The 20,749-nt window shown below is 75.9% G+C and carries 16 protein-coding genes; 8 read left to right on the top strand and 8 right to left on the bottom strand.

Annotated features, from left to right (window positions below):
* Positions 1-8: 8 nt before the first annotated feature.
* From RMN57_RS35750 to RMN57_RS35740, 3 genes are all read left to right on the top strand, one after another.
* Complete coding sequence (locus tag RMN57_RS35750; RefSeq protein WP_313767458.1) at positions 9-1,538, top strand: FAD-binding protein; 1,530 nt, start codon at positions 9-11, stop codon at positions 1,536-1,538.
* Between the two features lie 243 nt (positions 1,539-1,781).
* Complete coding sequence (locus RMN57_RS35745) at positions 1,782-2,582, top strand: VOC family protein (protein WP_313767457.1); 801 nt, start codon at positions 1,782-1,784, stop codon at positions 2,580-2,582.
* A 135-nt stretch (positions 2,583-2,717) separates the two neighbouring features.
* Positions 2,718-3,563 (top strand): SMP-30/gluconolactonase/LRE family protein, encoded by an 846-nt coding sequence (locus RMN57_RS35740; RefSeq protein ID WP_313767456.1) that lies wholly within the window; start codon positions 2,718-2,720, stop codon positions 3,561-3,563.
* A gap of 112 nt (positions 3,564-3,675) precedes the next feature.
* On the opposite strand, the gene pstS is transcribed toward RMN57_RS35740, so the two are convergent.
* Together pstS and RMN57_RS35730 are read right to left on the bottom strand one after the other, a co-directional pair.
* Positions 3,676-4,806, bottom strand: coding sequence for a phosphate ABC transporter substrate-binding protein PstS (gene pstS / locus RMN57_RS35735; RefSeq protein WP_313767455.1), 1,131 nt, complete (start codon positions 4,804-4,806; stop codon positions 3,676-3,678).
* Positions 4,807-5,093: 287 nt separating this feature from the next.
* Positions 5,094-5,534 carry a carboxymuconolactone decarboxylase family protein gene (locus tag RMN57_RS35730; RefSeq protein ID WP_313768072.1) on the bottom strand — a complete coding sequence of 147 codons (441 nt, stop codon included), beginning with the start codon at positions 5,532-5,534 and terminating at the stop codon, positions 5,094-5,096.
* A 292-nt stretch (positions 5,535-5,826) separates the two neighbouring features.
* On the opposite strand from RMN57_RS35730, the gene RMN57_RS35725 reads away from it, so the two are divergent.
* The 3 genes from RMN57_RS35725 to RMN57_RS35715 all read left to right on the top strand — a co-directional run bounded on the left by RMN57_RS35725 (position 5,827) and on the right by RMN57_RS35715 (position 9,152).
* Positions 5,827-5,994: an SflA family class IV lanthipeptide gene (locus tag RMN57_RS35725; protein WP_313767454.1), complete on the top strand. Its 168-nt coding sequence runs from the start codon at positions 5,827-5,829 to the stop codon at positions 5,992-5,994.
* Between the two features lie 2 nt (positions 5,995-5,996).
* Positions 5,997-8,573 carry a class IV lanthionine synthetase LanL gene (gene lanL, locus RMN57_RS35720; protein ID WP_313767453.1) on the top strand — a complete coding sequence of 859 codons (2,577 nt, stop codon included), beginning with the start codon at positions 5,997-5,999 and terminating at the stop codon, positions 8,571-8,573.
* An 84-nt stretch (positions 8,574-8,657) separates the two neighbouring features.
* Complete coding sequence (locus RMN57_RS35715) at positions 8,658-9,152, top strand: hypothetical protein (protein WP_313767452.1); 495 nt, start codon at positions 8,658-8,660, stop codon at positions 9,150-9,152.
* A gap of 144 nt (positions 9,153-9,296) precedes the next feature.
* Here the strand turns inward: RMN57_RS35715 and RMN57_RS35710 are convergent, their stop codons facing one another.
* The 4 genes from RMN57_RS35710 to RMN57_RS35695 are packed head-to-tail and all read right to left on the bottom strand — an operon-like array spanning position 9,297 to position 15,824.
* Entirely contained in the window at positions 9,297-12,344 is a 3,048-nt protein-coding gene (locus tag RMN57_RS35710; RefSeq protein ID WP_313767451.1) for a bpX6 domain-containing protein, read from the bottom strand.
* The gene (locus tag RMN57_RS35705) at positions 12,341-14,029 is read right to left on the bottom strand and encodes a hypothetical protein (RefSeq protein WP_313767450.1); all 1,689 of its coding nucleotides are present in this window, start codon (positions 14,027-14,029) and stop codon (positions 12,341-12,343) included. Before RMN57_RS35705 ends, RMN57_RS35710 begins: the two co-directional genes overlap by 4 nt.
* Positions 14,026-14,622, bottom strand: coding sequence for a hypothetical protein (locus RMN57_RS35700; RefSeq protein ID WP_313767449.1), 597 nt, complete (start codon positions 14,620-14,622; stop codon positions 14,026-14,028). Before RMN57_RS35700 ends, RMN57_RS35705 begins: the two co-directional genes overlap by 4 nt.
* Positions 14,619-15,824, bottom strand: coding sequence for an AAA family ATPase (locus RMN57_RS35695; RefSeq protein WP_313767448.1), 1,206 nt, complete (start codon positions 15,822-15,824; stop codon positions 14,619-14,621). Before RMN57_RS35695 ends, RMN57_RS35700 begins: the two co-directional genes overlap by 4 nt.
* Positions 15,825-16,021: 197 nt before the next feature.
* Here RMN57_RS35695 and RMN57_RS35690 point away from each other — a divergent pair, with 197 nt between their 5' ends.
* On the top strand, positions 16,022-16,708 hold the full coding sequence (locus RMN57_RS35690; RefSeq protein ID WP_313767447.1) for a transcriptional regulator: 687 nt from the start codon (positions 16,022-16,024) through the stop codon (positions 16,706-16,708).
* 109 nt (positions 16,709-16,817) lie between these two features.
* On the opposite strand, the gene RMN57_RS35685 is transcribed toward RMN57_RS35690, so the two are convergent.
* Complete coding sequence (locus RMN57_RS35685; RefSeq protein WP_313767446.1) at positions 16,818-17,369, bottom strand: hypothetical protein; 552 nt, start codon at positions 17,367-17,369, stop codon at positions 16,818-16,820.
* 370 nt (positions 17,370-17,739) lie between these two features.
* On the opposite strand from RMN57_RS35685, the gene RMN57_RS35680 reads away from it, so the two are divergent.
* The gene (locus RMN57_RS35680) at positions 17,740-19,293 is read left to right on the top strand and encodes an MFS transporter (protein ID WP_313767445.1); all 1,554 of its coding nucleotides are present in this window, start codon (positions 17,740-17,742) and stop codon (positions 19,291-19,293) included.
* A gap of 82 nt (positions 19,294-19,375) precedes the next feature.
* Here RMN57_RS35680 and RMN57_RS35675 read toward each other — a convergent pair whose 3' ends face one another.
* Positions 19,376-20,395, bottom strand: a complete 1,020-nt coding sequence (locus RMN57_RS35675) for a chitinase (RefSeq protein ID WP_313767444.1) — start codon at positions 20,393-20,395, stop codon at positions 19,376-19,378.
* Positions 20,396-20,749: the final 354 nt, after the last annotated feature.

Below are 20,749 nucleotides of genomic sequence, written 5' to 3'. Positions count from 1 at the left end.
GAACTGGAATGAGCAAGTCAGCTCTGCCGCGTCGCGGACTGCTCGTGGGCGCAGCCGCGACGGTCATCGGGTGGCACACCGCCGGGCGCTCCTGGGCCGTCACCGGCACCGACGCCGACACCGCCGACACCGACGCCACCGCCGGCGGCCCCGCCCCGGCCGCCGACCTCGCCGCGCTGCCGCGGCTGGACGGGAGCGTCGTCGCCGATCCGGGAACGCTCGCGCGCTTCGGGAGCGACTTCGGGCACCTGGTCGCGACCGCGCCCCGGGCCGTGCTGCGGCCGGGGTCGGTGCGCGACGTCTCGGCGGTGGTCGCCTTCGCGCACCGGCACCGGATCCCCGTCGCGATGAACGGCCAGGGCGGCACCGGCGGGGCGGCCGAGCTGGAGTCGCACTCCAACTACGGGCAGGCCGCCGCGGCCGGCGGTGTCGCGATCGACGCGCGCGGCCTGAACCGGATCCTGAGCATCACGCCCGGCCGGGCCGTCGTCGAGGCCGGGGTCACGTGGGCGCAGCTGACCGACGCGGCCCTGGCCCAGGGCTGGACGCCGCCCTGCCTGACGGACTACCTGCACCTGTCGGTCGGCGGGACGCTGAGCGTCGGCGGGATCGGCGGCGGCGTGCAGCGGCACGGGCTCCAGGTGGACACCGTCGAGTCCGTCGACGTGGTCACCGGCACCGGGCAGCTGGTGACCGCCTCGGCCACGGCCGACCGGGCGCTCTTCGAGGCGGTGCTGGCCGGCGGCGGCCAGGCCGGGATCATCGTCCGCGCGACGCTGCGGCTGGTGCCGGCGCGGGAGCGGGCGCTGGTGGTCAACCTCTTCTACGACGACCTGCGGACCTACCTCGCCGACCAGGAGCGGCTGACCGCCGAGCAGCGGTTCGACCTGCAGGTGGGCGAGGTGGTGCGGAACGCCGCGGGCACCGGGTGGCGGTACAGGGTGGAGGCGGTCGCCCACTACGACGGCTCGGCGGTGCCGGACCGCGGGGCGCTGCTGCGCGGGCTGAACTGCATCACGGCGGAGACCGCGGTGGTGGACCAGACCGCCCGGGAGTACGCCTTCCGGGTGGACGGTTTCGCGGAGTACCTGAAGGCGGCCGGGTTCTGGGGGCAGCCGAAGCCCTGGCTGAGCCTCTTCCTGCCCGCCTCGACCACCGAGGCGTTCATGCGGGAGGCGGCCGAGCTGCTCACGCCTGCGGACCTGGGCGCCGGGCTGCTGCTCTTCTACCCGTTCCGGACCGACCGGTTCACCCGCCCGATGGCGGTGATGCCGGCCGAGCCGGTGGGCTGGCACTTCGACCTGATCTCGTTCCCGGCCCCGGGCACCGATCCGGCGCCGGCGCTGGAGCGCAACCGGCGGCTGTACGAGCGGGCGGTGGCGCTGGGCGGCAAGCGGTACCTGATCGGGGCGATCCCGGGGATGACGCGGGCGGACTGGCGCCGGCACTACGGCGCCCGCTGGGCGGACGCGGTGGCCGCGAAGCGCCGCTTCGACCCCGCGGGCATCCTGACCCCGGGCCAGGGCATCCACGCCTGACACCCGGAGGACCGGTCCGTCCCGGCCCGCCCGCGCCAAGCGGGCCGGGCGGGCCGGGCGCGGCGGGCGGGCCGGGCGCGGCAGGCGCGGCGGGCGGGCCGGGCGGGCCGGGCGGAGCCGGCGTCGAACAGTCACGGCTTCCCCACCTGTGCACCCCGCGTCACCAGGCACCCGTCGGCGAGCGGCCGTCGGCCCCCGGTGTCACGCTGGGTCCACGGAGCATCGACGGAAGGAAGCCATCCCGTGATCACCACGGAGTTCGTCCCCGGATCCCCCTGCTGGCTCGACCTCGGCGCGCCCGACGTCCGCGCCGCCGCCGCCTTCTACAGCGCCGTACTCGGCTGGGACTACGAGTCCATGGGGGGCGAGGGCGAGGAGATGGAGGGGGGCATGCTCCGCAAGGACGGCAAGATCGTCGCCGGCCTCGGCAAGCTCACCGAGGAGGGCGCGCGCTCGGCCTGGATGATCTACTACAGCGTCACCGACGCGGACGCCACCACGCGGGCAGTGCAGAGCGCCGGCGGCACGGTGCGGGTGGCGCCGACGGACCTCGACGGCTGGGGCCGGATGGCGCAGTACAGCGACCCGCTGGGTGGCCAGTTCGCCGTCTGGCAGCCCGGGACGAGCAAGGGCGTCGACCTGGTGGACCGGCCCGGATCGCTGTCCTGGACCGAGCTGTACACGAGCGACGCCGCGGCTGCCAAGGACTTCTACGGCGGCGTCCTCGGCTGGCGGTTCAGCGACATGGAGCTGCCGGGCGGCGAGGGCGCGTACGCCCTCATCACCCCCGCCGGGCTGCCCGAGGAGCGCATGCAGGGCGGCCTCCTGGAACTCCCCGAGGAGCACCTCGCGCTCGCCGGCGGGCGGCCGTACTGGCACCCGGTCTTCGCCGTCGACGACTGCGACGCCACGGTCGCGAAGGTCACCGGGAACGGCGGCAGCGTACAGATGGGGCCTGCGGACGTGGAGGGCGTCGGCCGGCTGGCCGTCTGCCTCGACCGGTCGAACGCGGACTTCGTCGTTCTCGCCCCGGCCCGGAGCTGAGCCCCGCGTTCGGGCCGACGGTCGGTGGTCGCGGGCCGGTCGCTCCGGACGGGATGCAGGTGTCGACCGGAGGCACGGTGTCGACCGGAGGCACGGTGTCGACCGGAGGCACGGTGTCGATGGAAGGGGATTCTCGTGTCACGGCTTCGGACCCTCGCCACGGGCATGGGACTGGTCGAGTCACCTCGATGGCACCAGGGCCGCCTCTACGTGTCCGACTGGACCGCCGGTGAGGTGTGTGCGGTCGGCCCCGACGGCACGGTGGAGGTCGTCGCGTCGGTGGGGGCGCTCCCCCTGTGCACGGCCTGGTCGCCCGACGGCCGGATGACCATCGTCGATTCCCCCCGGTCACGGCTGCTGCGCCGCGAGCCGGACGGCACGCTCGCCGTCCGGGCGGACCTCGGCGCGCTCGGTCGCTGGTGGAACGACATCGTGGTCGACGGCCGTGGCAACACCTACGTCAACCGCATCGGGTTCGACATGCTCGCCGGTGAGCAGCCCGTGCCCGGCCACGTCACCCTCGTCACGCCGGACGGGACGGCCCGTGACGTCGCGGGCGGCCTCCTGTTCCCCAACGGCATGGCCGTCACGCCCGACAACTCGACCCTCGTCGTCGCCGACTCGTACGCCCGGCGTCTCGTCGGGTTCGACATCGGGCCGGACGGGAGCCTGTCGGAGGGCCGGCCGTGGGCGGAGCTCGGCGCCGACGCGCCCGACGGGATCTGCGTCGACGCCGAGGGCGCGGTCTGGTACGCGACGGTGCCGGGCATGCGCTGCGCGCGTGTCCGCCAGGGCGGCGAGGTGCTGGAGACCGTGGAGCTGGACCGGGGCGGATTCGCCTGCACGCTCGGCGGCCCGGACGGCCGAACCCTGTTCGTCGCGGCCGCCGAGTGGCTCGGCCCGGGTGCGGAGCCGGTCCGGCCCGGAAGCGGTCGGGTCCTCGCCGTCGAGGTCACCGTCCCGGGCGCCGGCTGGCCCTGACCGACGCAGCGGCGCCCGGCGCAGCGGCCCGGCCCCCGCTCCGGCCCCCGCCCCTGCTCCGGCCCCGCGGCGGGAACAGGCCCAGCGGCGGTAACAGGGACCGGCGGGCCCGTCAGGAGAGCTGGGGGATCACGGCCTTGACCTTGCTCGTGATCTCGGCGGGCAGCGGGACGTAGCCCTTCTGGCCGATGGCCTGCTGGGCCTCGTCGCTGATGGTGTAGGTCAGAAAGGACTTCAGGGCGGGCAGGGTGGCGGGCTTGTTGCCCTTGTCGCAGACGATCTCGTACGTGACCAGGACGATCGGGTAGGCGCCGTCCTCCTTGGTCGCGTAGTCGAGGTTCAGGGCGAGGTCGCTGCCGGTGCCGGCGACCTGGGCCTTCGCGAAGGTGTTGGCGGCGTTGGCGGCGGTGGCGTCGACGGGCTGGGGGGCTCCGGTGGCGATGGCGGCGCTCTTGAGGTTGTTGGTCTGGGCGAACGAGAGCTCGACGTACCCGATGGAGTTGTCGACCTGCTTGACCTGGGCGGCGACGCCGGCGCTGCCGTTGGCCGACTGGCCGCCCTTGCCGGCCCAGGTCTTGCTCGGCGGGTACGGCCAGGCGCCGCCCGAGGTCGCGGCGAGGTAGGCGGTGAGGTTGGCGGTGGTGCCGGAGTCGTCCGAGCGGTGCAGCGCCTGGATCTCGGCGTCCGGCAGCTTGACGCCCGGGTTCAGGGCGGCGATCGCGGGATCGTTCCACTTGGTGATCCGGGAGTCGAAGATCTTGGCGACGGTCGGACCGTCGAGGACGAGCCTGTCGACGCCCTCCACGTTGAAGACGATCGAGACCAGGCCCGCCACCATCGGCAGGTCGATGCCCTGACCGCCGGTGCAGACCGCCTTGGTGGCCTCGACCTCCTCCGGCTTCAGCGCCGAGTCCGACCCGGCGAACGCCACCTTGCCCTGGGTGAACTGCTGCACTCCGGCACCGGAACCGCCACCGCCGTAGTTGACGGTGATCGCCGGACAGGCGGCGCTGAAGGCGTTCTTCCAGATGTCGATGGCATTGGCCTGCGCGGTCGAGCCCGCACCCAGCAACTGCCCGGACCCGTCGCAGGCGATGGCGGCACTGGTCTGCTGGAGGGGGGCGGGCTCGGTCGAGGCCTCGGTGTCCGCCCCGCAGGCCGATCCCGACAACAGGAGGGCGGCCACGGTGGCGGCGCGGATCAGGGTTCGGCGGCGGCGGGGGGAGGCGGCCTGGAAGGGCATCACGGTCTCCTGGGTGACAGTCGGCGGGGGCCGCGGCCATGATCGGCCGCGGGGCGGCCCCGTCGACCGCGACATGCCGCCGACCGCCGGGAGTCCACGCCGACGGCGGCCCCCACACCAACTCGGCCCGGCGGCACGCTTGATGGGCGACACCGGGGCGACGGCACGCGTTCACCGGAAAGCCAGGCCGGGTTCATGTTCCGCCTCACCCGGGCGTGCCGGTGCCGGACGGCCCGTCGGGACCGCCCGGCACCGGGCCGGGTCGCGCTCGGCGACCGCCCGCGGGCCTACCAGGTCGCGCCGGCGGGCTGGCGGGTGGTGGCGTTGAGGCGGTTGAAGAAGTTGGTCAGGCTGATCCAGAGCACCAGCGAGGCGAGCTGCTTCTCGTCGAAGTGAGCGGCCGCGGCGTCCCAGACCTCGTCCGGAACGACGGCACGGTCGGCGAGGCGGGTCATGTGCTCGGCCAGCTCCAGGGCCGCGCGCTCGGCGTCGGTGAAGTACGGCGCCTCGCGCCAGGCGGCGACGGCGTGCAGACGCTCGTCCGTCTCGCCGTTCTTCCTGGCGCTCGCCACGCCGCCGACGACGCAGTAGCTGCAGCCGTTGACCTGGCTCGCGCGCAGGTGCACGAGCTCCAGCGTCGACTCGGGCACACCGCCCTTGCGCGCCGCCTTCGCGACGCTGAGGATCGCCGGCATCGCCTCGGGGATGACGACGGCGGGGTTGGCCATACGGGCGTCGTTCACAGTAGGTCCCTCTCTCGGGTCTCCGTTGTGCACTGTCACCTCCCCGACGGATCGAACGCCGAGAGTGTGACAACCCGACGAGGCACACCCCACCAAGCACACTATTCCTTCACGAATATGTACTATCCGTGAAAGTTTTGCGTTCTGACCTCTTGTCAGGCCAATCATTCCTACCTACCTTCGTGGAGCAGGACCCCGGCCCCATCCGGCCCGTTGGTTCCGCGACGACCGCACCCCGCGCCGTCGCCCGACGCACGACAAGACCTGGAGGCGTCACATGCCCGCAGCCCTGCTCGAAGAGGTCCGCGACGCTGGCCCGCTCGCCATCGACGACGAGGCCATCGCGTTCGAGGACGACGGCCGCAGCGACCACGAAGCCACGGCGTGCCTCGCGGACCCGTGGGTGACCGCGACCACCCACTACGCCTGCGACTTCAACTCCTGACGATGACCGAGTCCATCGCCGGCCGCAGCGGATGGTCCGACGACACCTGGTCGTACCTGAACGATCCGCGGATGCCGGCGATGGACCACGGTTGGAAGCTGCACATCTCGGCCCGGCCCGGCGAACTGGACACCGTGACCGGCCTCGTCCTGCCGGTGCTCGCCCGCCACGTCTGCCACGCGAAGTGGGCCCGGAGTCCGGAGACCCTGCGCGAGATCAACTCCGGTGCGGCGAGTGCGGGTGTGGTCGGGAAGGCCATCACCGTCTACCCGGCGCCCGGCGCCGTCGTCGCACTCGCCGACGAACTCGTCGCCCTGCTGCGCGACCGGGAGGGTCCGGCGATCGTCAGCGACCGCCGGGTCGATCCGCACGCCCCCGTCTACTACCGCTACGGGCCCTTCACCGGCGACTACCGGACCGGCCGGAGCGGGCGGCTGGAGTCGGTCATGGTGGGCCCGGACGGCCGGGCCTTCGACGGTCTGGCCGGCGGTTCCTACCGGTGCCCGCCCTGGGCCGAGGACCCGTTCGCGAACCGGCCCGGGCACGGCGCCCGCCCGCCGGCCTCCGCCGGATTCGGCGGCGGCCGCTACCGGGTCACCGGCGGCATCGCCCGCAAACCGCACGGCAACGTGTACCGGGCGGTCGACCGGGACACCGGGCTGGCGGTGGTCGTCAAGCAGGCGCGGGCCTTCGTGTCCGAGGACGAGTCCGGCGCCGACACCCGCGACCGGCTCCGCAACGAGCGGACGGTCCTGGCCGCACTCGACAGCGTCCCCGGAGTGCCCCGCGCGCTCGACTACTTCCGGCACCGCTCGGACGAGTACCTGGTGATGACCAGCTGCGGCGACCGCGACCTGCGGCGGGAGGTCCAGGAGAACGGCCCGTACCGGGGCCACGAGGCCCGGCCGGCGCGCACGCTCGCCGGTCTGGCCGCGCAGCTGATCCGCGTCCTGAACGGCATCCACCGCCGGGGCGTGGTCGTCCGTGACCTTAAACCCGACAACGTCGTGCTCGACGCCGCCGGTCGGTGCCATGTGATCGACTACGGGATCAGCGCGCTGAACGGCAGCAGCCCGGACGGCTCGACCCCCGGCTACAGCGACCCGGTCCGCCGCCGGACCGGCACGGCCGAGCCCGCCGACGACTACTACGCCCTCGGCGCGACGCTCTGCTTCGCCGCCACCGGCATGGATCCGGTGATCGTCGACACCGACACCGCCGTCAACCGGGACCGCACCCTCGCCGGCCTGGCCTGGGCCCTGCCCGGCGAGGAGCACCACTGGATCCGGTCGGTCATCGCCGAGTTGACCAGCCTCGACCCGGCCGTGCGGACCGCGGGCGCCGACCGGCTCCGGGCCGGAGCGGCGAGGACGGCCGCGGCACCTGGAGCGGCCGAGGCACCTGTAGCGCCCAAGGCGTTCCGGTCGTCCCGGGGGCCCGACCGGATCCGGTTCGACGGCGGCCTGCTCGACGAGATCGTCGCGCACACGACCGCGTTCTGCGTCGACGAGGCGAACCGGATCGCCGACCCAGAGCTCGCCGCACGCGCGGCCGTCCCGACGCCGATCGACGTCTACGGCGGAAGCTCCGGACTCGGCCTGGAACTCCTGCACCACCTCCACCGGCGCGGGGTGCGCGAAGCCGTCGACGCCCTCGCGCAGTGGACGGCGCGTCAGTCCAGGGCCCTGTCACCGGGCTTCTACTCCGGCCGCACCGGAGTCGAGCTCTTCCTCGCCAGGGCCGGGGCGGGGACGGGAGAGCAGCACCCGGCCCTGCCCACCCGCGGACCTGACGGCGGGCCACCCGAGGCCGACCAGATCGAGGGCGTCGCCGGCATCGGCATCGGCCGCCTGCTGCTCGCCCGGCACGCCGCCGCGGTCGGCGACGGCCCGCTCGCCGACCGGCACCTCGCCGTCGCCGCCGCGTGCGACCGGATGCTGGCCTCCGGCGCCGCCCGGCTGACGCCGGGCGGCGCCGACAGGATCGGCAACGCCGCGCTGCGCCAGGGCCTCGCGCACGGCGACGCGGGTGTCGCGTACTTCCTGCTCGAACACGCCGGCACGTCCGGCGGCCCCGCCGCCGGGCCCCGGGCCGAGCGCGCCTGCGCCGACCTCGCCGCCCTCACTCCGGGCATCATCGCCGCGGCGACCCGACCGGGAGCCACCCGCCGCTACGGCTCGTGGTGCCGGGGCCTGGCCGGGATCGGGGCCGTGCTCGTCCGGGCCGCCGACCGCCTCGGCGAACCCGAGTACCTCGCCCTCGCCCAGGAGGCGGCCCGCACCTGCGCCGCGCTGGCGCCGCGGATGCCGCTGGTCACCCAGTGCTGCGGCCTGTCCGGGGTCGGCGAGCTGATGGTGGACGTCGCCCGGGCGTCCGGCTCCGAGGAGTTCTGGGACGCCGCCGAGACCGTCGCCGCGATCATCCTGAGCCGCAGCGGCGGCACCGCGTCCCGTCCGGTCTTCCCGGACACCGGTCTGACCCGGCCGAGCGCCACCTGGGCCGGCGGCTCCGCCGGTGTGCTCGCCTTCTTCCGGCGGCTGCACGACCGGGGCGGCGAGCGGCTCGGTCTCCTCGGCTGACCGACACCGGAGCCGCCGCCGCACCGCCCGGGACGGACTGCACGATGTTGATCATTTGCCGGGCAGCTCCTAGACTCCGCGGCCATGACGAAGCACAGCCGCCGTACCGGGGCACTGGTGTGGCTGGTCGTGGCGGCCGCGCTGTTCGGCGGGGCGTGGGTGACGACCGGCGCGTTCACCGGTTGCACGCTGCGGGACGCCCGCCTCGCCGACGAGCTGGCCGAGGACCCGATCCTGAACGACGCCCGGCCCGGGACGACCCGGGCCGGCGACGCGTACTCCGGGTGCGACGGGGACGACGGCTTCGCCTACGCGGGCCGGGAGTTCGGCCACCCGGGCTCCCGGGAGGACGTCATCGCCTCCGTCCGGTCCGCCGCGGCCGGGAACGGCTGGCTGCCGGAGAAGCCCGACGCGCCGGCGAGCAGGTCGCTCTGCTTCACCCGCACCCGGGACGGCCTGACCGTCCACCTCTCGCTCTCCTTCGCCGACGCGGCCGCCGCCGGCGGGGTGCGATCCGTGCCGGCGGGCGAGCACACGCTCGAACTGACCGCCAGTCACGACGGCGCCGCCTGGTGCTGACCGCGCCGCAGGCCCGCCGCGACCGGCTCTCCCGGCCGCCGGTGGCCTGCGTCCCCTGCGCCCACCGCGCCCACCGCGCCCACCGCGCGCGCCGGACGGGCCCGGGCCCGACGAGGACCTCGTGGCCGCCGCCGACGGCCGCCGTCAGTCGGCCGTGACGCGCAGGTTGGCCAGCAGCGTGGCGCCGTCCGGGGTGGTGGCGAGGACGCGGCCGGAGCGGTGCCAGTGGGTGACGGCGTCGGCGTGGCGGCGGACGCCCAGGACGGGCAGGTCGGCGTGCGGGACGAACACGGTGGCGGTGGGTGCGGTGCCCGGGCCGCTGCCCGTATGGGCCAGCACGCCGCTGCCGTCGGGGCCCGGCACGGCGAGCGCCCAGTGGTTGCCGTCGGAGCTCGGGCCGTAGGGCGCGAAGCCGTCGACGACGGGGGCGGCGGCGGGCCGGGGGAACGGGTGCTCGGCGGTCCAGCGCAGCTCGGTCCGGCCCCGCGGCCCGCCGTCCGGGGACGCCTCCGCGCCCGCCGACGGCCCCGCACCGGCCGACGGCTCCTCGGCCGTGACCGGGTGCGCGGTGAGCAGGCCGCCGCAGGCGAGCGCCGCCGACCGGCCGGGGACACCGCCCAGCCGCAGCCGCGAGCGCAGCTCCCAGCCCGGAAGGTCCCAGCGCCAGAGCTCGACGAGCGCCGAGCCGTCCCGCGCCGGCGAGAGCACCACGCCCGCGCACCCGGTGGCGGTGCGGGCGATCCCGCCCACCTGCTCTCCGTCGCCCAGTTCGCGCCAGACCACGGTCGGCCGGGGCGCGAGCGTGTCCAGCACCGCGATGCCGTCCTGGTCGACCGTGATGAGGTGACGGCCGTCGAAGGAGCGCACGATCTGCCGCGTGCGCAGCGTCGTCCAGGGGCGGACCGACCGGGTGGCGAGGTCGAGCCGGGAGATCTCCTGGACCTGGCCGTAGCCGGCCACCAGCAGCACGGCGCCACCGTGATCGGCCGGCACCAGTTGGTCGGCCGGCACGTCCCAGCGGGCCTTGGTTCGGCCGTCGGGGGCGAGCAGCCGGACGCCCGCCTGCCCGCAGGCGACCAGGACGGCGCCGGAGCCGAGCAGGACGGCGTCCAGCACCGGCAGCGTCCCGGGCCGGTCGGCCGCGACGTGGGCGTGGACGGTGGTGCCGGCCGCCGGGCGGGCGGCCCGGCGCGGCTTCGCCAGGTCGGCGGCGACCAGCGGATCGGCCCGCTTCAGCAGCCGCTGGTACCGGGCCTGCGCGTCGGGCTCGCCGAGGGTGCCGCCGAAGCCGCCGTCGCGGACGACCGCGCGGACTGCGGCGGTGGCGAGTTCGCGGTCCGCGGCCGGACCGGCCGCCGGGAGCTCCGCCAGCGCGGCGGCCAGTGCCGAACGGCCGGTGGCGACGCCGTCCCCGTCGCTGTCGAGGACGGCGACGGCGAGGGCCCGGGTGGCCTCCCCCGCGCCCAGCGCGAGCAGGTACGGCAGGGCGCGGCCGCGGGTCGGCCCACCGAGGGCGACCGCATCGCGCAGGTCGGCGGCGGCCAAGGGGCGCAGAGCCTCGTCCGGCCAGAGCGCCTCGACGGCGCCCAGGTGGTCGCCGGCCTCCCGGCTGTGGGCGGCCCAGGCCCGGCGCAGCTCGCGGCCGGCGGCCGGGTCGTCGGCCGCGAGGCGCCCGACGGCCGCGGCGAAGGCGGCCCGGCGGTGGGCGATGCGCAGGGCGCGCTCGTGCGCACCGGCCTGCCACCAGAGCCGGACCACGAGATCGGCGGCGAGGTCGCGGCCCTCGGCCAGCTCGGCGGCCTGGCCGCTGCGGCCGTGCCGGTCCAGCAGGGCGACCGCCTCGGCCGGGGCGTCCAGCAGGTCGGCGAGGACGAACGCCGCCTCGTCGATCCGGCCGACGCGCTCCAGTTCCTCGGCGGCGCGCCGGTAGAGGGCCGCGAGGTGCTGGTGGACGGTGAGGCCGGAGAGCGGGGAGGAGGCACCGCCGGCGGTGTCGACGTGCGGGGTGGGGCGGAGGGCGCCGGTGCGGCGGCGGGGCAGGCCGAGCCCGAGCCAGGGCCGGTGCCCGGCCGGCCGGTCGCCGGCCAGCCGGACGGCGTCGCGCAGCGCGGCCTCCCACCGGCGCTGCTCGAACGCCCGGGTCAGCTCGCGCAGGTAGCGGGCGTGGCGGTCGCGGATCAGCGCGCCGGCCGGGCTGCGCAGCGCCAGGCGGGCCAGCAGCCCGCCGAGGAGCGGGCGCCGGGGTCGGCGGCGCGGCCGGGCGGACCCGGCCTCCGAAGCGGACCCGGCCTCCGGGGCGGACCCGGTCTTTGAAGCGGCCCCGGCCTCCGTCGCGCCGCCGGCCGTGGTACCGGCACCGGCGGTGCGGCGGTCACCTTGGGCGGCGGCCAGGATCATCGCGAGCACGACCAGCCCGAGTCCCGGGTACGGGCTGTCCTTCATGGTCAGCTGGCGGTAGAGGACGATGAGCATCCCGGGGACCACCACCCCACCGAGCAGCAGCCGGGGGACGACACGGGCCGGTCCGGCGAGCCGCGTCCGGCGGGCCCGCCCGGCCGGGGACGACCGGCGCAGCTGCCGTCCGGCCCACGACGGCGGCCGGAGCCGGCCGACGAACCGCCGTCGCCGTCCGCCTGCCCGGCCGTCGCCGTTCCCCCGGCGCAGGTGGTCGCCCTCGGTGAGCCGCCGGGCGCGTTCGCTCCGCGGCCCGATGCCGGCCGCCTTCCGCAGGTCCGGCCGGGGGCGCTGCGGCAGGTCCTCCCGGACGGGCGCGGCCTCCGGTTCGGCGGGGCCGACCGGCCGGGGGCGGTGGAGGGTGAGGCCCGACGGGTCGAGCCAACCGGACGGGTCCAGCTCGGTCAGGTCGGACAGCCGGTGCACGGCCGTCACACCGCCCGTGGAGAGGGCGAGTCGGCCCGGAGCGGCGGGCGCCGGGTCGGCACCCACGGCCGAAAGGCCGCCACTGTCCGTCCGCACCACCGGCAGCCCGGGCGCCCGGTCGGCGCGGGCCTCGACCGGTTCGACGAGCGTGAGCAGCCAGCGGCCGTCCGGCAGCGCGTGCAGCGCGGCACCCTCCTGCCAGCCGGCGAGGACGCGTTCGGCGGCCTCGGCCGTGCCGATCACCGGCGCGTCGAGGACGAAGCCGGCGGCCGTGACGGTGGCGCGGAACTCCGCGCCCGGCGTGGCGCTCACAGTGTGCTCCCGAGCTGGAAGGCGATCCGGCCGGTGTTGGCGTCCCCGATCAGGATCAGGCCGGCCGCGTTCTCGACGGCGATCAGCGGCTCGCTGGGGTGCAGGGCGACCGGGCCGCGGCCGCCGGAGAAGTGGCTCAGCGTCCGGGTGCCGTCGGCGCGGACGCTGCGCACCGTCCGCCCGTCCCGGCTGCAGGTGATCAGGGCGGGCTCACGCCCGCTCACCAGGCCGATCACGTCGGCGTGCTCGGGAAGGGAGATCCGGCTCTCCTCCCCCAGCTCGTCCATCACCCGCCACGACCGCCCGTCGTCCGACCAGGCCTGCGTGCCGTTGCTGTGCAGGAAGTGGCGCGCGCCGACGGCCTGGGGCAGCGGCATCAGCATGGTGAACAGCCGCGGTTCGCGGAACGGGTTGAACTGCTCCCGGTCGTGGGTGCCCCGACCGGCCTGGCCGTCCGGGGTGGCGGTGCCGTCCGGTGAAATCCGCCACCAGCGACCGGACAACGGCAGCAGCAGGTCGTCACCCTCGCGCAGCAGCGGCAGGACCGGGCGGGCGAAGTGCTCCGCCACCGCGTCGAGGTCGGTGTCGAGGTCGACGAGGTCGGCGGTGTAGTAGCCGGGCTCACCGAACGGCCGGCCGGCGACGTACGGGACGAGCCGGTCGCCCCGGATGTGGAGGGCGATCAGACGGCGGGCGATGCGCCCGGCGGCGAGCACGGGGCCGGGCAGGTCGTGGCGGCGCGGGCGGACGCCGAGCGTCCGGCGGCCGTCCGCGTGCGGCAGGTTGACGGCGTACAGGGTGCCGGGCTCCGCGCCCCGGGCGATCAGGGTGCGGGCATCGTTGGGGAAGGCGGGCAGCGCCAGGCCACCCGTCGCCCACCGGCGGCCGGCCCGGGCGGCGGCCGGCTCGGCCCGCCGGAACTCCGCGCCGCGCAACGCCCGGACGGCGATGTCGCTTGCGGGCAGCGGGAGTTCGGCCGTGGTGCCGGCGAGCCGGACGAGGACGCGGTCGGCGCCGTCGGCGGTCCACCGGGCCGGTTCGCCGGTCAGCACCCGGGGGTGGGCGGGGAGCCGGTCGGCGAGGCGCGGCGAGGTGAGCAGCCAGGCCTGGTCGGCGTCGTCGAGGGCGGCCCGGGCGCGCTGTACGTCCTCGGGGGTCGGGTCGGTCGCCCGGCGGGCCGAGAGCCAGGCCGGCAGCAGCTCGGCGAGCTCGCCGGCGAGCCAGTGGCCGGGCGGGTCGCCGAGCACGCCGACGACCAGTTCGGTGCCGCGCGCCGCGGCGCGGCGGTGCAGGACGAGGAGCGCGGCGAGCTGGACCAGCCGCCCGGCGCCGGCCTGGGTGGGGCCGGTGTCGACCAGGGCGGCGATCCGGCCGCGCACCGCCGGAGTCCGGAACTCGGTTGCCAGGTGGAGCAGTTCGCCGTCGGCGAGGCGGCGGAGGAATTCGTCCGGGAACTCGTCGGCGAGCAGCCACTCGGAGGGCAGCAGCTGGTCCGGCCGGCCGGTGCGGGCCAGCCCGCCGACGCCGTCCGGCTCGCCGGTGGTGTCGACGACCGGCTCGTGTCCGCCGACCAGGGTGTCCAGGCGGAGCAGCAGCGGGCCGAGGGCGAGGGCGAGTTCGGGGGTGAGGGCGGACAGGGTGGCGGCCCACGGCGCGAGGGCGGCGGGCAGGCGGCTGCTCGTCATGGGCGGACGCTCCGCGGCGCGGCGGTGGATGCGGCTGCGGCCGGGGCGTCGGCCGCCGCCGGGTCGGCCGCGGACGCGCCGGGGCCGGCCGGGGCGTCGAGCGCGTCCGGGGAGGTGAGCGGCGGGGGCGGGTCGGCGACCAGCGCCCGGCCCGGGACGAGGGCGCAGAGCTGCCCCTCCACCGCGCCCAGGGCCCGGCGCCAGAGCGCGGCGGCCGGCCCGGGGCGGGCGGTGGTGGGAACCAGCAGGCCGGCGTCACGGCCCAGGTAGCGGGCGCCGTCGGCCCACGGGAGGTCGGCCTCCGCGCCGAGGACGAGCAGGGCGTGGTCGGCGGCCGGCAGGCCCGGGTCGTCGTCGAGGAGCACGCCGAGCCGGGCGCCGGCGCGCAGCCGCTCCCGGGCGGCGGCGGCCAGGGCGGGCACGGCGTCGCCGAGCGCGAGGACGGCGGCCGCGGGCAGCGGGGGCTCCCGGCGCTCCCAGTGGAGCGGGAACGCCGGCGGCCGGGTGCTCGGCCCGTCGACGGCCCGGTGGTGGGAGCCCGGCCGGGCGGGGTCGTGGCGGTCGGCCGGGGACGGCGGCTGAGCGGTGGTCACGAGGGCGCGACCGCCGCGACCAGATCGGCACGTATCCCCGCCAGGGCGGCGGGGAGGTCGGCCGGGTCGAAACCGGCGTCGATCTCCCGCAGCGCCGCCTCCAGCCGCAGTCGCGAGTCGCGCCCGGCGGGGAGGCCGCGGTGCTCGGCCAGCAGCGCGCTGCCGGAGCGGGCCAGCCGCTCGACGCGCGCCGCGGTGCTCCGGGACAGCTCCTCGGCGGCGTGCGCGAGGCTGCGGTTGGCGGCCTTCTCCACCAGGTCGGCCAGGGTGTCGCGGGCCAGCGCCTGGGTGTCGGCGGTGGGCGCGATCAGCGGCAGCACCCAGAGGTCGCGCGCGGAGGCGGTGGTCCGGCCGTCCAGCACCGCGGCGGCCGCGACCAGGTGCTGCGAGCGCACCGCCCGGCGGTCGCTGAGCGGCACGCCGGCGCTGCGCAGGCGGCGCAGCGCGGTACCGAGCAGCGGGGTGACCTCGTCGAGGTCGCAGGCGCGGGCGGCGGTGGCGAGCCGGTCGATCGCACCGAGCAGGTCGCCCGGAGCGGCGGGGGCGGCCGCCGGGCGGCGGCCGGCCTCCAGCAGTTCCTCCAGCCGGGCGTCGGCGACCGGTTCGACGAAGACCCGGGCCAGGAAGCGGTCGGCGAAGGCGGCCAGGGCCGGGTCCTCCGGCAGGCGGTTGGCGGCTCCGACGCAGACCCGCAGCGGACTGTCCAGGACGGTGCGGCCGCGCCGGAAGACCCGCTCGTTCAGCAGCCCGAGCAGGGTGTTGAGCACGGCGGTGGAGCCGAGGAACACCTCGTCCAGGAAGGCGATCTCGGCCTCGGGCAGCATTCCGGCGGTCTCGAACTCGACCCGGCCCTCGCGCAGCCCGCGCAGGTCGACGGGGCCGAAGAGCTCGTTCGGCTCGGTGAAGCGGCCGAGCAGGTACTCGAAGTACCGCCCGCCGAGCTGTCCGGCGATCCGGCGCACGGCCTCGGACTTGGCGGTGCCGGGCGCGCCGACGACCAGCAGGTGCTCCCCGGCGACCGCGCAGAGCGTGACCACCTCGGCCACCGTCTCGCGGTCGACCAGGCCGCGGCCGGCGGCGGTCACGGCCGCGCCGATCAGCTCGGCGTCGGCGGCCACGCCGGCCGGGGCCGGCCACGTCGCTGCGCCTGCTGCGGTCTCCGCGGGGGGAACGGTGGTCGAATCGGCGTTCGTCTCGGTCACGAGCACCGGAGTCTACGGGCCGGTGATCCACACCCACCAGCGGGTTTCCGGTCCGACGACCGGGTCGGCGCGCCAGACGGCCCGCCGGCTCGTCGACCGGTCGCCGCCGACGGCGGGTCGGCGCCGCGCCGACGGCGAACCGGGGTAGGAATGGCAGCCGGGGACCGGACCCGGCGAACGGCAAGGGCAGGTGCACGGTGGACCAGCGCATCACCGAACAACTCCACGCGATCCGCTCCGAGTTGGCTCCGAACGGCGACGATCCCGCACTGGTCCGGGCCCTCGCCTCGGGCGCGGCCCCGCTCGGCGTGCTCGCCGAACTCGCCGCCCAGCAGCAGCGGATCATCACTTCCGACCGCCGCAGCCTGCTGCTGCTCGCCACCCGGTGTGCCGACCGGCCGCTCGGCACCTGGTTCGCCACCCTCGCCGACGGCGAGAGCGCGGCCCTGCGCACCCTGCCGGCGCTCGCCGCCGCCTGCGGCCCCGGCCCGGACGAGGCCGCCGCCCGCCCTCCGCTGCCCGGCTGCCAGGCCTACCCGGCCTACCTGGCCTGGCTCGCGCTGAACGGCCGCCCGCCCGCCGTCGTGCTCGCGCTGGTCGCCAACTTCACCGCCTGGGGCGGCTACTGTGCCGTCGTCGCCGAGGGGCTCCGCCGCCACTACGGCTTCTCCGACGAGGCCTGCGCCTTCTTCGACTTCTTCGCCCGGCCGGCCGACGCGCTGGAGCTACAGGCCGCCGACGCCCTGGCCCCGGAATCCCCTGGCGACGGTGACGTCGCCACCGCCCGCGAGTACGGCACCCTCCTGCAGGCGTACGAGCAGCTGTTCTGGGAGACGCTGGCCGCCCGGCCCGTCACCGACCCGGTGACCCACCGCGACCACTGAGCCTCCGGGCGCCGGCGCCTGCCGGCGCCCGGTCCGAGTCCAGCTGCGGGCCGGCCAGCCCGTCGACGGCGGAGGACTCCCCCGCGCAGACCCGCCGGCCGGTGGCTTCTCAGGCCTGCCAGTGCGGCTTGCCGCTGACCATGCGGCAGTAGATCACCCGGCCCTTGGCGTCATGGGTGCTCCTGCCAAGGTCTGCGTCGCGGCAGAACTGGCCCGCCTGGTAGCAGTTGCCCGCGTTCGAACGGATCTCGCAGGTGCCATCGGCCTTGGGCTGGGCGGTCTCGGGCTCGGGATCGGCCGGTGGCCTGGCCGTGGTCGCCTTGGGCTCCGGCGCCGCCTTGGTGGCGGGCGCCTGGGGCTTGGCCGTGGTCTGCTTCGGTGCCGGCGGGGCCGGGGCTGCGGCGGTGGCCGGCACCTCCGGCGCAGCCGCGGTCGGCGCGGCGGCCGTCGGTGCGGCGGCCGTCGGTGCGGCGGCGGTCGCGGTCGGGGTGGCCGGCGTCGGCGTCGAGGTGGTCGTCACCGCGGCCGGGGCCGTGGCGACGGGAGCAGTGGCGGCCGCTGTCGCGGCGTCACCGGCCGCCGGGTCGCAGCCGGTCAGCGCCAGACCGACGGTGATGACGAGTCCGGCGACGGCGGCCAGTCCGCGCCGGCCGCCGCGCATCCGTGAAGGCATAAGGGGAGAACGCTCCGTTCCGATGGGATGAAGAGCGCGATTCCATCAGATCTCACGACACACCTTCGACACCGTTCACACACTTGTTGGCAGATCGAGATCTGGCGATCGCGGAGCGTCGACACCGGCCCGCCGCCGATCACTCGCTGCGGCGAATCCCCCTCCACCACCCGGCCCGCGGACAGCGGCGTACGGCCCGTCGCGTGCGGCGTGCCGGCCTGCGCCGGACAGGGCCTCCCCCGGCGCGTCCGGCCGTGTCGGCCCGGGTCCGCGTCCCGGTGTTGCGTACGGTCGGTGGCGTCGCGGCCGAACCCCGGCCGCCGGGCCAGGCGCCCGCCGCCGAAGGAGACCGGCTGCTGTGCAACGCAAGTGGTGGACACTCATCGCCGTCTCGGTCGCGACCTTCATGCTGCTGCTCGACATCACCGTGGTCAACGTCGCCCTGCCGTCGATCCGGGAGGACCTCGGCGCGAGCTTCACCGACCTCCAGTGGGTCTTCGACGCCTACGCCCTCTCCCTGGCCGCCCTGGTGCTGACGGCCGGTTCGCTGGCCGACCGGCTCGGTCGGCGCCGGTCCTTCGCCGCCGGCCTGGTCGTCTTCTCCGGTGCCTCGCTGCTCTGCGCACTGGCGCCGAACCCGGTCTTCCTCAACGTCTCGCGCGCCGTCCAGGGCGTCGGCGGCGCGGTGATGTTCGCGGTCTCCCTCGCCCTGGTGGCCCAGGAGTTCCCGCCCGGCCGCGAGCGCGGCACCGCGATGGGCATCTACGGGGCGACGATCGGCGTGGCCGTCGCGGTGGGCCCGCTGGTCGGCGGGGCGCTCACCGACTCGCTCGGCTGGGAGTGGATCTTCTACCTCAACCTGCCGATCGGCGCCGCGGCACTGGTCGTCACCGCCCTCAAGGTGAACGAGAGCCGCGACCCCAACGCCACCCGGATCGACTGGGCCGGGGTCGCCTCCTTCAGCTGCGCCCTCTTCCTGCTCGTCCTGGCACTGGTGCGCGGCAACGCCGAGGGCTGGGGCAGCGCCCTGATCGTTTCGCTGTTCGTCGGCGCGGTCGTCCTGCTGGCCGTCTTCGTGGCGGTCGAACGCCGCGTCCGCGAGCCGATGCTGCCGCTCGGGCTGTTCCGCCGCCACGCCTTCACCGGCGTGCAGCTGGCCGCGTTCGCCGTCTCCAGTTCGCTCTTCGCGCTCTTCCTCTACCTGACGCTCTACCTGCAGAACTACCTGGGGCTCTCCCCGTTCGAGGCGGGTGTGCGGTACCTGCCGATCACGGCGCTGAGCTTCGTCGTGGCGCCGATCGCCGGCATCATGCTCTCCCGGGTGCAGGCCCGGCTGATGCTCTGCGTCGGCCTCGTCGCCGTCGGCGCGGGCATGCTGCTGATGGGCGACGTCCAGCCCGACGACACGTGGACCGGCCTGCTGGCGGGCTTCCTGGTCGGCGGCGCCGGGGTCGGCCTGATCAACCCGGTGATCGCCGACGTGGCGGTCAGCGTGGTGCCCAAGGAGAACAGCGGCATGGCGGCGGGCATCAACGACACCTTCCGGCAGGTCGGGATCGCGGTCGGCATCGCCGTCTGGGGGGCGATCTTCATCGGCCGGGGCGCCGACAAGGTCCGCGAGCTGACGGCGGGCACACCGCTCGCCGAGGGCGCCCGTCCGCGCGAACTGATCGAGGCCGCCTCCTCGGGCAGCCTGCCGCAGGCGCTCGCCGCCCTCCCCGAACCGGCCCGGGACGCCGCGCAGGCGGCCGCCCGGGCCGGGTTCCTCGACGGCCTCAACGTCGTGCTGCTGCTCGGCGGCCTGGTGAGCCTGGTCGGCGCGGTGCTCGCGCTCTGGCTCGTCCGCGAGGACGAGATCGACCGGGAGGAGGTGCCGGACGGGCAGCAGGCGGTCGACGGGCGGCGGGCGTAGGCGCGGCCGTCCCGACCGCACCCGCCTCGCGTACCCGCCGGCCTGCCGCCCCCGGACCCGCCGACGCGTCAACCTCGTGCGCTCAGCCCTGGTACTGCGCCACGATCCTGGTGAACTCGTAAGGGGACTGCGCGACGCCGCTGCAGGCGTCGGCGTCCGTGCCGGAGCCGCAGGCGCGGTCGCGGTTGACCGCCCAGAACGCGAACCGGGCCAGGTGGTGCTGCTGGGCGTAGCCGAGGATGGTCCGGAAGTCGGCCGTGGTGACGGTCTCGCCGGCCTCGTCGGTCCTGCCGTTCATCGAGGAGACGCCGATGTGGCGGTAGGCGGCGTCGTCGCTGTAGCCGTAGGCGCTCTTCACCGCGGCCTTCAGGCCGTTCAGGGCGCCGACCGTCGCCTGGCCCATGGTCCCGCTGTGGCCGCCGAAGTCGAACGGCATGACCACCCAGCCGTCGTTCGCCAGGCCGGCCGCGGCACCGCGCTTGATCAGGTCCTTGCCGTTGGCGTCCGGGCCGGTCGGGGTGGTGCCCAGGGTGACGTAGGTGACGATGCCGGGGTTCCTGCTCTTGACGATCTTCAGGGCGTCGACCACCCGCTGACGGACCGTCGCGTTGGCGAACTCGGTGTTCTCGATGTCGATGTCCAGCGCCTTGAGCTTGTAGGCGTCGATCACCTTCTGGTACGCCCCGGCGAGCGCGCTCGCGCTGGAGCACTTCTCACCGAGCTTGTTGCCGCTCCAGCCGCCGACGGACACCATGACGTCCCCGCCGGCCGCCCGGATCGACGCGATGGCGGCCGCGTCGGAGCCGCCGGCCAGCGGACGGGTGCCGTCCCACTTCGGGTTGCAGCCGCCGTCGGAGAGGATGAACGCGAGGGTGAACCACTTCACGCCGGTCGCCTTCATCACGTCGGTGGGCTTCTGCGGGTTCCCCCAGCCCAGGTACTCGTAGGGCGCGGCGGCCATCCCGGACACGGCCGCCGCGGCGGCGGGCACGGCGGGGGCGGGGGCGGCCTCCGCCTGGACCGGGGCGGCCAGCAGGGCGGCCGGGCCGAGGACCGCGGCCAGCAGCGGGGCGGCGAGACGGGCTCCAACAGACATGCGCATGCCAACTCACTTTCGCGAACCCACCGCGCGGTGACGGCGGATCAGGGGAGACGGGACGGTATCGCGGTGGACGGCGGTGGCCACCCCGGGCGCCTACAGAATCGGGGGGCCGGGGCGGCGCGGTCAATGGCTTTCGTTAGGAAAGTTTCCCAACCTTCCCGTCCGGCACGGCTCCCCCACTCCCCCGGCGCGCGACCGGATCCACCCGGGGTGCCGCCAAGCTGCCGGTGCATCTGCCGCAACGCCCCACGTCAGCCGCCGTAGCCTGAATCCCGGCGCCCGCACCGAAGGATGACGACACGTCAGAACCGTCGTCGGAATCCGCTGTCCCGCACCCTGCTCCGTCGGAAGGAT

It is taken from the genome of Kitasatospora sp. CM 4170 (assembly GCF_032110285.1).
GTDB classification, from domain to species: domain Bacteria; phylum Actinomycetota; class Actinomycetes; order Streptomycetales; family Streptomycetaceae; genus Kitasatospora; species Kitasatospora aburaviensis.
Note: the sequence above shows the minus strand (reverse complement) of the source record. Positions and strands in the feature narration are given on the sequence as shown.

Bases quoted from the DNA above. Each gene is read 5' to 3' on its own strand.
- RMN57_RS35750 (WP_313767458.1), top strand. From the start codon at position 9: ATGAGCAAGTCAGCTCTGCCGCGTCGCGGACTGCTCGTGGGCGCAGCC.
- pstS (WP_313767455.1), bottom strand. From the start codon at position 4,806: ATGCCCTTCCAGGCCGCCTCCCCCCGCCGCCGCCGAACCCTGATCCGC.
- RMN57_RS35730 (WP_313768072.1), bottom strand. From the start codon at position 5,534: ATGGCCAACCCCGCCGTCGTCATCCCCGAGGCGATGCCGGCGATCCTC.
- RMN57_RS35725 (WP_313767454.1), top strand. From the start codon at position 5,827: ATGCCCGCAGCCCTGCTCGAAGAGGTCCGCGACGCTGGCCCGCTCGCC.
- lanL (WP_313767453.1), top strand. From the start codon at position 5,997: ATGACCGAGTCCATCGCCGGCCGCAGCGGATGGTCCGACGACACCTGG.
- RMN57_RS35715 (WP_313767452.1), top strand. From the start codon at position 8,658: ATGACGAAGCACAGCCGCCGTACCGGGGCACTGGTGTGGCTGGTCGTG.
- RMN57_RS35705 (WP_313767450.1), bottom strand. From the start codon at position 14,029: ATGACGAGCAGCCGCCTGCCCGCCGCCCTCGCGCCGTGGGCCGCCACC.
- RMN57_RS35685 (WP_313767446.1), bottom strand. From the start codon at position 17,369: ATGCGCGGCGGCCGGCGCGGACTGGCCGCCGTCGCCGGACTCGTCATC.
- RMN57_RS35675 (WP_313767444.1), bottom strand. From the start codon at position 20,395: ATGCGCATGTCTGTTGGAGCCCGTCTCGCCGCCCCGCTGCTGGCCGCG.